Source organism: Roseateles sp. YR242 (assembly GCF_900109745.1).
In the GTDB taxonomy this organism is placed as follows: domain Bacteria; phylum Pseudomonadota; class Gammaproteobacteria; order Burkholderiales; family Burkholderiaceae_C; genus Roseateles.
In genome coordinates, this window is sequence record NZ_FOAV01000009.1 from 78,704 (window position 1) to 92,616 (window position 13,913).

The window sequence follows — 13,913 nt, forward strand, 5'->3', positions numbered from 1 at the left end:
CGTTCTTTGACCCAGTCTTCTTGAACATGTCCACCCCTCTGGAAGCTAGCCGGATTGCACCTCAGCGCGGCCGGGTGGGGAACCCCCTGGACTGAGGGCGACTCCCAGGGGCCGTGATGAATTTCCGTGCTATCCGGATGGAAGCGCGGTAGTAGTTTCTCAATCGCCCCTGAGCAGGGGTTTGATCAAACTGACCAGCAGGCGCTGCAACGGATGGGCGTTGCCGCCCGGCCGCCAGGTTTGCTTGAGTATGCCGCGGTAGGCATCAAAATGAAGGCCCCAGGGGGCGGCACGCAAGGGGCCGCGTTTGAGCAACAGTTTGAGCACCTGGGTCGCCATCACCCCCGCGCAGAGTTCGCAGGCCATGCTTGTCGAGGGGCCGCGACGCTCCTTGAAGTTCACCGACTCCGGAACCACAAGGTATTTGCGGTTGAGCATGGAGGGGGACAGGCCCGCAATAAACCGGGCGTATTGGTCGGTGGAAGGCTGTCCCTCCAGCTTGAAATACTCCTCGAAACTCATGCCGGTGGGGCTGAAATACAGGAATGCCGAGCCCATGCCCAGCGGGGCGGCCGTCATGGCCGGGATACCCAGCTCACGGCAGCGCTTGAACACCTTGCGGCGGGTCGGCAACACAAAAAGATCGAGGCTGTCGACATAGACATCGACATCCTTCAGGAAATCATCCAGGTTGTGGTCCTGGACGCCTTCGGGAAACAGCCGGATATTGCTTTCCGGATTGATGTCCAGCGCCATGCGCTGCATCACCTGCAGCTTTTGCTGACCCATGGTGGACATGAAGGCGCCGGCCTGGCGATTCATGTTGTGGACATCGAACTCATCGAAGTCGGCAATGTTGAAGTTGGCGACGCCCAGGCGGGACAGCGTCACGATGTGGGCGCCGCCCACGCCACCCAGCCCGGCAATGGCCACCCGGGCGCGGCGCAGGCGTTGCTGCTCCTCGGGTGTCACCCAGCCGATGTTGCGGGAGAAAGCCCGCTCGTAATTGAAAGTGAAGGTCGGCGGGCGGGCCGATTCAGCGTCTGAGGGTGCGGCGCTGGTCATGGTGGTGGTCTCCCTGGCTGCATCTGGATGGCTGTTGAAGGGGTCTTGGGCTCGATCACCGACGGCGGCACGGTAAGCCAACGTGACAAAACCAGCTCAAACAGCTTGCGTTGTAACCAGAGTATGCCGTGGCGGCCTACCACAGCCGACAAGCTGTCCCGGCAACAGTGTCGACAAACTTGACACCCATCCCGAAGAATTCACGCAACCAAACGTTAAGTCATTGATTTACAAGACAGAAAATGTGTTGGCACGGTCCTCGCTCTTTTGACCCGCAAGAAGCCGGCATACACCGCTTCCCTGTGCATCTGGCAAAGACGTATCTCAAGGAGAGACACATGTTCAAGCAAGCGAAGCTCGCTTTAGCCGCCCTGGTGGTGATGGGCGCAGCCGCGGCGCCGGCCCTGGCATCGCCCCTGGTGATCAACACCGGTTCTGACTTCAACCTGGAGCCCAACGGCTCCACGACGACGGCCGTGTTCGACCAGCTGGGCTACACCGGCACGTTGGCCACCTCCATCTACCTGGGCGACCCGACACAGCCGGGCACCACCGTGGTGGACACCAACATCCCGTCGATCATGACCTTTTACGGTTTCAGCGCGGGTCCCAAGACCACGCTGAACGGTAATACGGTGAACGCTGCGTTCCCGAACGTGCCGTCGCAAAACAACATCGATGGTCTGAACAATCCCGCCACGCCGGACCTGAATGGATTCAGCAACGGTGTGAGCTTCCCCCAATACGGCACGGGCGCCAACGCCACGACCGGCCTGGGTGGCGCCTGGGGTCTGACCTATAGCTACCAGATCGTCGGCACGACGGTGGACAGCAATGGCGACGGCGTGTCGGACTATGTGTCCTACACCACCGGTGTGTTCAGCGTTTACTACCAAAGCGCGACGAACGATCCCAACAACGGCAAGGAAGTGCTGCGCCTGATCGTGACGGGTTCGGACATTGCACCGGGCAACGTCTACATCAAGGGCAACGTGGACTACAGCTACGCCGCTGGCGACAGCTTCGTTCAGAACTTCTTCAGCTCGGGTCTGGGTCTGGGCACGCTGTACAGCAACTGGCAGAACAACCCGATCTCGGTGAGCTGGATCCTGGACACCAATGTGGACTCGCCGCTGCCGTCGCAATCCGAGCTGTGGAATTCCGGTTCCTCGCTGATTCGTCAATCGACCCTGGACGGTTCGCTGACGATCAACGTGCCGGAACCTGGCAGCCTGGCCCTGGTGGGCCTGGCCCTGGCTGGCCTGGGCTTCGCTCAACGCCGCCGCAGCGCCAAGAAGTAAAAACAGAATGCGGGCCCAAAGGCCCGCTGACTGGATGCACAGAGCCGCCTTCGGGCGGCTTTTTCGTTGGCTAGCCGCCAGGCTTCTTGATGGCTTTATGGGGTCTCAGCAATCTCTGCATAACTCCTCGCGACAGAGGTGCCCCCGCTTCGGGTGCCCTGCAGCGTAGTAAATCATCGCCATAGCCCCGTTGTGGCTGTGGTTTGCGCCTTGCGGCCCCTCCCGAATCAGGGGCATCCTGGCTCGCGGGAGTTGCAACGGTTCCCGAAAACTCGGCAATGCCTACCTCGACAACCTTGCTCAGGTCGGCAAGTCGAGTGCGGGCCCTGCCGAAGAATTCTTTTTGAACTCGGACATGCTCACAACGATGTCGGCGATGTCGGCGATGTCGGCGCGGAGGGCTGGCGCGTGATCAACGCAGCGGCGTCACCACCCCGCGCCCTTGCGACCAGATGATGGCCACCACCTGTTGGGCGTCATACAGCGCATTCACATGCGCAATTCGCATCGAGTAGTAGTCGCCCTCGGCGGCCATCACATCGAACAGCGAGCGCTTGCCCAGCTGTTGCCACTGTTGCAGCGTGAAGCCGCGAACGCGGTCGCTGTTGCGCAGGATGTCGACGATGCGGCGGGAGCGGTCCAGCGAGGACTGCGCGGCTTCGAACATTTCCTGCACGCGATAACGCTTGGCCTCAATGGTGTCGTCCCGCTGCAGCGACGCGGCCTGCGCGCGGCGGCGGGCCGAGGTCAGCGCGGAGTCCGCGCCGGGTTGCACGATCGGAATATTCACCTGCACGCCACCGATCCAGTCATTCTGCTTGGCCTGGCCCACCGTGGCATTGCCCTGCACCAGCAGGCTCACGCTGGGCTGCTGCCCGGCGCGCACCGATTCGGCATAACTGCGCTGCGCCTGGGCGGTGGCCGAGGCTTGCGACACATCGGCCGACACCAGCACATCGGCCAGCGCTTCATTCAAGTCGGGCAGGCGGGACAGCACCGAGCTCATCGCCGCGGGGCGCGGCAAGTCGTCACCGACATAACGGCGCAGGCGCACTTCCGTCTGGCGCAGCGCGGAGACGGTCTGCTCATAGGACAGGTCCGCCTGCTGCAGGCTCTTCTGTGCCTGCACCAGTTCGCTGGCGCGGCCACGGTCGGCCCTGGTGATGATCTCCAGCGCCTCGACCAGACACGCCATCTTGCGGGTGTACTGGCTGTACACCTGCGCCTGCAGTTGATAGCGGCCCCGGTCCAGAGCCAGTGACACCGTCTGCAGCGCCACCTGTTCCTCGGCGCTGTTCTGGCTGAAACGCGCGGCTTCGGCCAGTTGCGAACGCCATTCCGTCAGCTTCGTGATGCGGCCGGAGTCATACAGGGGGGCGGTCACGCTCAGCGAGCCACGGCCTTGCAGGCCCGAGCTCCGTCCGGCCGGACCGTCACCCGGAATCTGGCTGCCCACATGGGCGCCGGTAATCCCCAGGTTCACCGTGGGCAGGCGTTGCGCCTTGGCTTCCGCCAGGTCGGCTTCGGCCGCCTGGGCCAGCAGCCGGCTGGCGCCGATGGACTTGCTGCGATCCAGCGAACGTTGGACCATCTCCTGCAACTGCGCACGCGGGTCGGCCGAACCGGTTTCCAGCAGCGCAGCGTCCCGGGCGGCGGCCGAGGATGCCGGCAGCGAGCCGTCGTCGCTGCAACGGCTTTGAGGCGGATCCTGCGCCCAGGCAGGCGTCATGACGGCGGCCAGCGCCACGGCCAGCGGGGCGCTCAAGGTGATGTGGCGAAGGCGGCGGCGAAAAGTCTTTGGAGTCATGGTCACGCGTACTGCAAGCAATTTCCCATGCCTCTACTGGACCAGTTCCGGCACTTCGCAAAGCCTCGATAAGCAGCCAAAGCCCCCCCCTCCTCTGCGCTCCCGCGCGATGTGAGGCGGACTGTCCTCGACGCCCTACCCTGGCCGTAACGGCCTCGGCCGTAAGACCTGCTTCCAAACGTGTACGACGCGATTCAGGGCCGCGTTCTCCATGAACGAAGTCACGGAGTGGTCACCGCTCCCGCAGGGCTTCCCTCGACTTGAGCATCGGCCGCAGCACGTAGCTCAGCACCGACCGCTCCCCGGTCCGGATCTCCACCGACGCGGTCATCCCCGGGATCACCGGCAACGGCTCCCCCTTCATCTTGATGTCGACCCGGTCCGCCCCCACGATGACGCGGTAGTACGTGCCTTCGCCGTTCTTCTCCGTCTCGCCCAGGGCGTCCGGACTGATGTACTGGATCTTCCCGTGCAGCCCGCCGTTGACGTTGAAGTCATACCCGGCCACCTTCACCACGGCCGACTGCCCCACCTGCAGGAACCCGATGTCCTTGGGCTTGATCCGGGCCTCCACCAGCACCCGCGATCCCAAGGGCACGATCTCCATGATGGCCGCGCCCGAGGACACGGCGCCGCCCACGGTATTCATCTTGATGTTCTTCACCAGCCCATACACCGGTGACTTCAGGATCGTGTGCTGCAACGCATCCTTGCGCACCACCATCTGTTCGTCGATCTGCGCCAGCTCCGTCTGGATGCGCGACAGATCGCTGCTCGCTTCCTGACGGAAGCGGCTGACCCGTTCATTGCGCTGCTGCTGAAGCTCGTTCACCTGACGCGTCAGGCGCATCACTTCCACGTTGGACATCAGCCCCTTGGAGGCCATGTCCTGCGCCATCTTCAATTCAGAGGCCAGCAGGCCGATGCTTCGGTTGAAGCTCGATACCGCTTCGTCCAGCACCCGACGGCGGGTGTCGAACACCTCGGATTCACTGTCCACCAGCCGCTGCACCTGCTGCACCTCGGCGGGGAATTTCAGCGGCTGCCCCAGGGCTTCCGCCCGCAGGCGCGTCACCTGCGCCATCAGGCCCAGCCGCTTCACCTGGCTCTCGTTTTGGGCCGCTTCCGCACGCGTCGGGTCCAGCTCCGCCAGGGGCTGACCGGCCTCGACCTCGTCGCCTTCGCGCACCAGCAGCTTGCTCAGCACACCGGACTCCAGGCTGGTGATCACCTGCTCCTTGCCGTCCGGCACGATGCGGCCATCGCTGCGCGTGACCTCGTCCACCGTGGCCAGCGACGACCAGCCAATGCCCACGATCAGCACCGCCGCCAGCAGGTACAGGATCCACACCGCCTTGGGCAAGGGTTCATCGATCAGCGCCGACTGCACGCTGCTGATGAACAGGCCTTCTTCCCGGCTCAGGGCACGTTGTGAGGCCATGGTCAGACCGCCGCGTTACGTTGCACCGGCTGCGCAGCCGGATGCATGTGGACCGTGCCATTGGCCGCCTGGGCGACCTGGGGCTGCGCACCCGGGGCCTGCCCCGGCTGTGGTTGTGCCTGGCCTGGCGCCGTCCCCGGCCGCACGCCGGACAAGGCCGCCAGCACCTGGTCGCGCGGGCCATCCATCACCAGCCGGCCGCTGTCCACCACCAGGATGCGCGACACCAGCTCCAGCACCGCCGGGCGGTGCGTGACCATCACCAGCGTGCAGTCACCGGACGCGTCCCGCAACTGGCGCAGGAAGGCGATCTCGGACTGGGCATCCATCGAGCTGGTCGGTTCATCCATCAGAAGAATCTGGGGCTTGGTCACCAGGCTGCGCGCCAGCGCCACCAGCTGCCGCTGGCCGCCCGAGAGCAAGGTGCCCATTTCACCGACAGGCAGGTCCCAACCCATCGGGTGCGTGGAGACCACCCGGTCCAGGCCCGTGAGCTTGGCCACTTCCACCAGACGCTGGGCGTCCACATGGCGGCCCATCAAGACGTTGTCACGCAGGGTGCCATGGAAGAGACGGGGCTCCTGCGACACAAAACCGACCTTGCTACGGAATTCCGCAGGGTCGATCTGGCGCAGGTCGATGCCGTCCACTTCCACCATGCCTTCGGTCGGCTGATACAGGCCTGCCAGCATGCGCAGCACCGTGGACTTGCCACTGCCGATGCGGCCCAGGATGGCGATACGCTCGCCCGGCTGAATGCGCAGCGTGACATTGCGCAGCACCTTGGGCGACTGCGCGTCACCTTGCGCGGGGTAGCTGAAGCCGACATCCGTCAGGCCCATGCGGCCGGTGACCTGGGTCAGCGGCACGTAGTTGCGCTGCGACTCGCGTTCGGTCGGGGCGCTCATCACCGAGTTCAGCGACATCATCGCGGCCCGGGCCCCCTGATAACGCGTGGCCAGGCTGACCACGCTGTTCAGCGGCATGGTGGCCCGGCCGGCAAACATCACCGCGCCAATCAGCGCGCCCGCCGTGATGGTGCCGTCGCCAATCAGGTAGACGCCCCACACCAGCATCACCAGGTTGATCAGCTGCTGCATGGACATCGAGATGTTCATGCTCCAGCTGGACATGGTGCGCGCCCTCAGCGCGGACTCCGCCACGATGGCAGTGCTTTGCTCATAACGACGCAGGAAGCGCCCTTCGGCGCCGGAGGTCTTCAGGTCCTCCAGCCCTTCCAGGGCTTCCACCAGCGTGCCGTGCAGGTCGGCCGCCTCGGTCATGTTGGTGCGCATGGCGCGGCGCAGGTAACCCTGGATGGCCAGGCTCATGCCCAGCATCAGCGGGATGGCCAGCATCAGCACCCAGCCCAGCGGGCCGCCCACGATGAAGGTCATCGCCACGAAGATGACAATGAACGGCAGGTCGGTCAGCGCCGACATGGTGGCCGACGTGAAGAAGTCGCGCACCACTTCCACCTGGGAGAGGTAGTGGGCATAGGAGCCCGCCGAGGCCGGCTTGTGTTCCATCCGCACACCCAGCGTCTGGCGGAACAGCTTGGCGCCAATGATCAGGTCGGTCTTGCGGCCCGCCAGGTCGATCAGGTGGCTGCGCAGCTGGCGCGAGAACATGTCGAACAGCAGCGCCAGGGCGGAACCGACCGCCAGCGTCCAGAGCGTGACGTAGGCCTGGTGGGGGATGACCTTGTCGTAGATCACCGAGGTGACCAGGCCCGACACCAGCATCAGCACATTGCTGAGCAGCGCCGCCAACATGGCGGAGCGGTAATACGGCACGAAACGGCGCAACGTGCCCCACAGCCAGTGCTTCTCGGGCTGCAGCAGCGGCGGCTCGCCCGCCAGGGGACGGGCCTGCGACTGCTCCTGCGGCGTCACCGCGAGGATGAAACCGCTGTATTCCTGGTCCAGCTCGGAGGCCGGCGCCACGCAGCTCGCCGCTTCCGGACCGGGGAAGACCACCTCGTAGCGGCCGCCCCCACCCTCGCCTTCGTCCAGGCGGCGCACCAGCACGCAGGCGTCGCCACCATTGAGCAGCAGCACCGCCGGCAGCAGCAGCGGGTTGATTTCGTCGATGCTCTTGCGCAGCAGGCCGGCGTTGTAGCCGGCTTCGCGCATCAGGCGAATGCCCTGGTCCGGGCTGAGCTGGCCCTCAATGGGAGCGCCCGCCCGCAAGGAATCGGGTGAGCGGGCACGGCCGTGGTGCTGGGTCAGCCAGGCCAGGCAGTGCAGCAGCGGGTCGATGGCCGGCTGGGCCGCCAGCCCGGCCAGCGGGTCCTGCGGGTCTTCGGGCATGCCGGGCGCACGATGGCCATCCTCGGCAGCCAGGCGCAAGCCGGGGCGGCGTGCGCGCTGGTCACCGTCGAAGAAGGGGTCGTGAGGCCGGCTCATGTCGGGATCGTGTATCAATCAGGCCCGGTGGGCCAGTGCCAATTGCTCGAATTCGCGCTCAATGTCACGAACGATCTGCGGCATGTTGAATAGTTCGCTCTGGCGGCCCTCGTCGCGCAGGTAACGCTTGTAGGAACGGGCCCGGCCGGGGTTCAGGCCGATCTGGATGGCACGCTCCACATACTCCTCCACAGAGAACGTGATCAGGTCCGGCAGACCCACGGCGGTCAGCAGGCTGCCGCACATGCGGGAGATGTAGCTGCGGCCGGAACGCGTCAGGATGGGGGTTCCCATCCACAGGCAGTCGCTGGCGGTGGTGCCGGCGTTGTAGGGGAAGGTGTCCAGCACCAGGTCCGGCAGGGTGAACCGGGCCAGATAGTCGGGCGGGGCCACGCGGGGCGCGAAGATCAGCCGTGCCGGATCCACACCAGCTGCCTGCGCCTCGCGCTGCAGGTTGCCCTTGGCCCATTCGTTGTCCGCCAGCAGCCACAGCACGCTGCCCGGCACACCGGCCAGGATGCGCATCCAGGCGCCGAACATCTCGCCGTTCATCTTGTGGTTGTTGTTGAACGAGCAGAAGACAAAGGCGTCGTCGGGGAGTTGGTACTGGGCCCGGGTGGGCGTGGCGCCGACCTCGCGCTGGCGGTCGCTGACCTGGTAGCAATGCGGCAGGAAGATCGGTTTCTCGCTGCAGTAGGCCAGGTACTCGGGGGGCATCACGAAACGGTCCGCGATGATCCAGTCCACCCCCGGCAACAGCGAGGTGGCCGGCAGGCCGAGGTAGCTCACCTGCACGGGCGCCGGCCGGTAGGCCAGGATGTTGGGGCGGGCGCCGCTGGTCAGGCCCTGCAGGTCCACCAGCACGTCGATACCGGCCTGGGCGATGACCTTGGCGGCCGTGGTGTCGTCCATCGCATTGATGCGCCAGACCTTGTCAAAGGATTGCAGCAGGCGGCGGCGCAGTGGCGTGCCGTCTTCACGGCTCCAGCAGAAGGCGTGGATCTCGAACTTCTCGCGGTCGTGCAGCGCGTAGAGCTCGGCGGTGAGCAGGCCCACGGCATGCATGCACAGGTCACCGGAGAGGTAGCCGATGCGGATCTTGCCCCCCTGCTGCCGCGCGGCCACCGAGGCCGGATGGCGCCACAGCGGCGCTTCCTTCGGCTTGGTGACCTTCTCGTACACAAAGCGCTGCGCGGCGCCCATTTGCAAGGCAGGGTCGTCCGTGGCGCTGAGGGTGGCCAGCAAGGAGGTGGCCAGCAGCAAGGCGTTGTGGGTGACCTCGCCGAAGGGCTGGTAGACCGGCCACTTGCACTGCTTCTGGCGGATGTGGACGTAATGCTGCATCACGTCCGTCTGGTCCGGCTTCAGGGTGAGGCTGCGGACCATGAGCGCCTCGGACTCTTCATACCGGCGCTGCAGCTCCAGCAGGCGGGCGGCATTGTTGAAGGCGTGGGTGCGCAGGCCCACCAGGTCGGCACCCAGGGCCTCCATCGGGCCTTCGTGGTCGTAGACACCCCGCCAGGCCGCCAGGGCCTCTTCAATACGTTGCTGGTGTTCCAGCTGGTGGCCCAGGTTCAGGCGCGCCTGGGCAAAGGTCGGGCTGATGGCCAGCGCCTGCAGGTAGATCTCTTCGGCACGCTGGTGCTGCTGGATATTGCCCAGCACCGTGCCCCAGTTGTAGAGCGCCACCAGGCGGTTGGCCGTCGGATGCCCCTCCACGCCCAGCCAGGTTTCGTACAGGGCGGCTGCAGCGTGGCCCAGTTGCTGGTTCTGCAGGAAGTTGCCCCGGTCCATCAGCTCAGGCAACGGCAGGCTGCCGTCACGGGCGCGTTGAAGCAGAAGCTCCCATTCCGGGGCCAGCGCGGCTGGAACGCTCAGGTGCTGCATGCTCGTGGAGGCAAGATCCATGGTGATGGGCTCGTTGGACGGTGGCGGTTCGGGCAACCCGGGTCAAGCGGACAAACACCGGCAAGACATGCCAGCCTCGCCCGTCGAGGCCGCCTGTCAGGATTGTGAACGGCTGTGACGAACTTGAAACGACCCAATTGGCCGGCAGCGACCGGTTAATTCCGTCCTTGCCCAGCGCCTTGCACCCGTGGCGCGCGCCAGCCGCCCACCGGTCTCGGCCCGCCCAAAAGCATCAAGACCCCTGTCACAAACCGCTGATTCAATCCTTTATCGGCTGCTGAAATGCCAACTTGAGCACGAATTGCGGGGCGGTCAGCGGCCTATTCGAAGATTTAACGGAACACCTCTGTAGACACAATTCACTCGCGTTCGAGGCCCATAGAGGCCAGCCCACACGGATCGAACGCCGCGCGAGCGGGCCCACAGGCAGGCCCGGGGACGTCGAGGGACGCGCCAAACACCACGCCGGCGATCAAGATCATGAAGGCGACCTTGTCTTGTAAGGATGATCAGGACACCCATGCCGCAGGTTCGGCATGGCTGCTGGAAGCGGCTGCCGCATCGGTCCAATCCAAAGCATCGCTATCGAGGCGACGCGGCAGCGACTCCATCTTTCAGAGCCTGATGCGCTTGTGGCCACGTGACGGCCGCCGGCCCGATACCAGCATCCGCACGATGGCGCGGCTGCGATCGGCCTTCCGGAGCTGCCTGTCCGACCTGATCAAGGAGGCCCAGACGCAAGACGACACCCAGCGTCAACTGCGGCTGGAGGCCGTGCTGAACCATATCGTGCACAGCCGGCATCCGCAGGATCTCTGGCACTTGCGGGCCCTGGTCTACACCGAGGTGGCCCGGGCTCGCAGCCAGGGCGAGGCGGAGCGGCGCATGCAGTTGCTCACTGCGCAGTTCGAGGAAAGCCGCGGCCAGCTGAAGAAGAAGCTCGGCCGCGGCTGAAACGCCTTCAAGATCAACGATCGCGGCGCTCTTGAGCGCGCTCAGCGATCTCAGCGATCTCAGCGCTTTAGGGGGTCCTCAGCGGCTCCCCAGGAAGTCCATCTTGCCCAGCGGCACACCCGCATGGCGCAGCAACGCATACAGCGTTGTGGCATGGAAATAGAGATTGGGCGTGGCGAAGAAGCGCAGGAAGTCCTGCCCCGTGAACTTCAGCGGCTCCCCCTGGCGGCGCGGCACCAGCACCTCGCGCTGCTCGGTGCCATTGAGCTGCTCCGGCTTGAAGCCGTTCAGGTAGTCACGCGTCTTCTGCAGGCGGGCGACCAGGTCGTCCAGCGTCACTTCCGTGTCGGCCCAGCTCGGCACGTCCTGGCCGGACAGGCGCGCAGCGGCGCCCTTGGCGCCGTCGCTGGCGATCTGGATCTGGCGCGGCAGCGGCAGCATGTCCGGCGCCAGGCGCAGGGTCAGGTAGACGGATTCATCAAAGCCCTTGGCCTTGGCGTGTTCGCGGGCGAGCCCGATCCAGGTCTGCATGCTGCCCAGCATGCGGTCGAACACCGGCACGGTGGCGGTGAACATGTCCATGAGGAGATCTCCTTGTCGATGCGAAAACCCGCCGGGATGCGTCCAGCGGATGGGCGCGGATGCTATCTGCTGTTCGCAACTGTTGCATCAGCCCACATCAACAGCCCTGGCTGACAAACGAAGAGGCGATCAACGCGGTTAGGATGGGGTCCGCACGCCTATGAACATCATCATCCTCGACGATTACCAGGACGCTGTGCGCAAGCTGCCTTGCGCCGCCAAACTGGACGCGCTGAATGCCAAGGTCTTCACCAATACGGTCAAGGGAATTGGTCAGCTATCGGTACGGTTGCGGGACGCCGAAGTACTGGTGACCATCCGCGAACGCACCCAATTCCCGCGGCAGTTGCTGGAAAAGCTGCCCAAGCTCAAGCTGATCTCCCAGACGGGCCGGGTGGGCAAACACATCGACCTGGAGGCCTGTACGCGTCTGGGCATTGCGGTGGCGGAAGGTGGGGGCTCCCCCATTGCTCCGGCAGAGATGACCTGGGCGCTGATCATGGCCGCCATGCGCCGCCTGCCCCAGTACATCTCTACGCTGAAACATGGGGTCTGGCAGCAATCCGGACTGAAGTCGGCTTCCATGCCGCCCAACTTCGGGCTGGGCATGGTGCTGAAGGGCAAGACGCTGGGGGTGTGGGGCTACGGCAAGATTGGCCAGATGGTGGCCGGTTATGGCAAGGCCTTCGGCATGCAGGTGCTGGTGTGGGGCAGTGAATCTTCCCGGCTGCGCGCGCAGGCGGACGGCCATCAGGCGGCGGAAAGCCGCGAAGCCTTCTTTGAGCAGGCGGACGTGCTGACGCTGCACCTGCGCCTGGCGGATGCCACCAACGGCATCGTCACGCCTGAAGACCTGGCGCGCATGAAGCCCACGTCGCTGTTCGTGAACACCTCGCGGGCGGAGCTGGTGGCGGACGGCGCCCTGGTGTCCGGGCTGAACCGAGGCCGACCCGGCATGGCGGCGGTGGACGTGTTCGAGAGCGAACCCATCCTGCAGGGGCATCCCCTGCTGCGGCTGGAAAACGCGGTCTGCACGCCCCACATCGGCTATGTGGAGCTGGACAGCTATCAGATGTATTTCGACGCGGCGTTTGACAACGTGCTGAATTACATCGCGGGCACGCCCAGCAACATCGTCAATCCGGATGCGCTGAAGGTGCTGCGGTAATTGGAGGCACCCCGCGCTGACCGCGTGGAATGCGAGTGGAACACCCCACGCTAACCGCGTGGAATGCTGGTGGAACACCCCACGCTAACCGCGTGGAATGCTGGTGGAACACCCCACGCTAACCGCGTGGGGTGGGTCCCAAGTCGCTGAGGTCAGCGCTTTTCCGGCAGTTCGATCTTCACTTCCAGGACTTCCAGGTCATCTTGGCGCTCCATGTGCACCTTGATGTCTTCCGGGTTGATGGAAACGTATTTGGAAATGACGGCGAGCAGTTCCCGCTGCAATTGCGGCAGGTAATCGGGACTGGCGCTGCGGCCATTGCGTTCGTGGGCGAGGATCAGTTGCAGCCGCTCTTTCGCGACGCTGGCAGTGCTTTTCTTCTCGCCCAGGAAGAAGGACATGAATCCCATGGTCTCTCCCGGTGGATGTCAGCGGCTGAACAAGCGCTTGAAGAAGCCGGGCTTGACCGCCTCCACAAAGCGCATGGGCTTGTCTTCACCCAGGAAGCGGGCAACGACGTCGGCATAGGCCTCGGCCACATCCGAACCCTTCATGTGGATGGCGGGCAGCCCCTGGTTGGAGGCTTGCAGCACGATCTCGCTTTCAGGGACCACACCGATCAGCGGCGTGCGCAGGATCTCGTGGATATCTTCCAGCGACAGCATCTGGCCGCCTTCGACCCGGTTGGGGTTGTAGCGGGTGATGAGCAGGTGTTCCTTCACCGGTTCCTTGCCCTCGATGGCGCGTTTGGTCTTGCTGTTGAGCATGCCCAGGATGCGGTCCGAGTCGCGGACGGAGGAGACCTCCGGGTTGGTGACCACCAGCGCCTCGTCAGCGTAGTGCATGGCCATCAGCGCGCCGGTCTCGATACCGGCGGGCGAGTCGCAGACGATGAAGTCGAACTCCATGGCCTTGAGCTCTTCGAGCACGCGTTCCACGCCCTCTTGCTTGAGGGCGTCCTTGTCGCGGGTCTGGCTGGCGGCGAGGATGAACAGCTTGTCCAGCTGCTTGTCCTTGATCAGTGCCTGGCTCAGCTTGATTTCATCATTGATGACGTTGATCAGGTCGTACACGACACGGCGTTCGCAGCCCATGATCAGGTCCAGATTGCGCAGGCCGACGTCGAAGTCGATCACGGCTGTCTTGTACCCGCGCATGGCCAGCCCGGTGGCAAAGCTGGCGCTGGTGGTGGTCTTGCCTACGCCACCTTTGCCGGAAGTCACCACAACGATTTTGGTCATGGGTCTTGGTCCTTTCAGTTGTTCGGTCGCTGTCTATG

Annotated in this window: 11 protein-coding genes; 3 read left to right on the forward strand and 8 right to left on the reverse strand. The window is 64.6% G+C overall.

All coding sequences use genetic code 11. The features are described 5' to 3' along the window. Nucleotides 1–159: 159 nt before the first annotated feature. The gene (locus BMY53_RS16930; RefSeq protein WP_092947786.1) at nt 160–1,065 is read right to left on the reverse strand and encodes a ThiF family adenylyltransferase; all 906 of its coding nucleotides are present in this window, start codon (nt 1,063–1,065) and stop codon (nt 160–162) included. Between the two features lie 338 nt (nt 1,066–1,403). Between BMY53_RS16930 and BMY53_RS16935 the strand changes: the two genes are divergently transcribed. Further along, entirely contained in the window at nt 1,404–2,366 is a 963-nt protein-coding gene (locus BMY53_RS16935; protein ID WP_177200927.1) for a PEP-CTERM sorting domain-containing protein, read from the forward strand. Between the two features lie 412 nt (nt 2,367–2,778). Here the strand turns inward: BMY53_RS16935 and BMY53_RS16945 are convergent, their stop codons facing one another. The 4 genes from BMY53_RS16945 to BMY53_RS16960 all read right to left on the reverse strand — a co-directional run bounded on the left by BMY53_RS16945 (nt 2,779) and on the right by BMY53_RS16960 (nt 9,930). Then, nucleotides 2,779–4,173, reverse strand: a complete 1,395-nt coding sequence (locus BMY53_RS16945) for a TolC family protein (protein ID WP_092947674.1) — start codon at nt 4,171–4,173, stop codon at nt 2,779–2,781. Between the two features lie 232 nt (nt 4,174–4,405). Next, nucleotides 4,406–5,614, reverse strand: coding sequence for a beta-barrel domain-containing protein (locus BMY53_RS16950; RefSeq protein WP_092947675.1), 1,209 nt, complete (start codon nt 5,612–5,614; stop codon nt 4,406–4,408). A 2-nt stretch (nt 5,615–5,616) separates the two neighbouring features. Further along, nucleotides 5,617–8,022, reverse strand: a complete 2,406-nt coding sequence (locus BMY53_RS16955) for a type I secretion system permease/ATPase (RefSeq protein WP_092947676.1) — start codon at nt 8,020–8,022, stop codon at nt 5,617–5,619. An 18-nt stretch (nt 8,023–8,040) separates the two neighbouring features. Beyond that, complete coding sequence (locus BMY53_RS16960) at nt 8,041–9,930, reverse strand: O-linked N-acetylglucosamine transferase, SPINDLY family protein (protein WP_255370252.1); 1,890 nt, start codon at nt 9,928–9,930, stop codon at nt 8,041–8,043. A gap of 492 nt (nt 9,931–10,422) precedes the next feature. Between BMY53_RS16960 and BMY53_RS16965 the strand changes: the two genes are divergently transcribed. Continuing rightward, the gene (locus tag BMY53_RS16965; RefSeq protein WP_143074112.1) at nt 10,423–10,884 is read left to right on the forward strand and encodes a hypothetical protein; all 462 of its coding nucleotides are present in this window, start codon (nt 10,423–10,425) and stop codon (nt 10,882–10,884) included. Between the two features lie 78 nt (nt 10,885–10,962). Here BMY53_RS16965 and BMY53_RS16970 read toward each other — a convergent pair whose 3' ends face one another. After that, complete coding sequence (locus BMY53_RS16970) at nt 10,963–11,466, reverse strand: DUF1993 domain-containing protein (protein WP_255370253.1); 504 nt, start codon at nt 11,464–11,466, stop codon at nt 10,963–10,965. Nucleotides 11,467–11,626: 160 nt separating this feature from the next. Between BMY53_RS16970 and BMY53_RS16975 the strand changes: the two genes are divergently transcribed. Continuing rightward, nucleotides 11,627–12,634 carry a D-2-hydroxyacid dehydrogenase family protein gene (locus BMY53_RS16975; RefSeq protein WP_092947678.1) on the forward strand — a complete coding sequence of 336 codons (1,008 nt, stop codon included), beginning with the start codon at nt 11,627–11,629 and terminating at the stop codon, nt 12,632–12,634. Between the two features lie 152 nt (nt 12,635–12,786). Here BMY53_RS16975 and minE read toward each other — a convergent pair whose 3' ends face one another. Together minE and minD are read right to left on the reverse strand one after the other, a co-directional pair. Beyond that, nucleotides 12,787–13,044 (reverse strand): cell division topological specificity factor MinE, encoded by a 258-nt coding sequence (minE, locus tag BMY53_RS16980; protein ID WP_092947679.1) that lies wholly within the window; start codon nt 13,042–13,044, stop codon nt 12,787–12,789. A gap of 18 nt (nt 13,045–13,062) precedes the next feature. Further along, entirely contained in the window at nt 13,063–13,875 is an 813-nt protein-coding gene (gene minD, locus BMY53_RS16985) for a septum site-determining protein MinD (RefSeq protein ID WP_092947680.1), read from the reverse strand. Between the last annotated feature and the right edge of the window lie 38 nt (nt 13,876–13,913).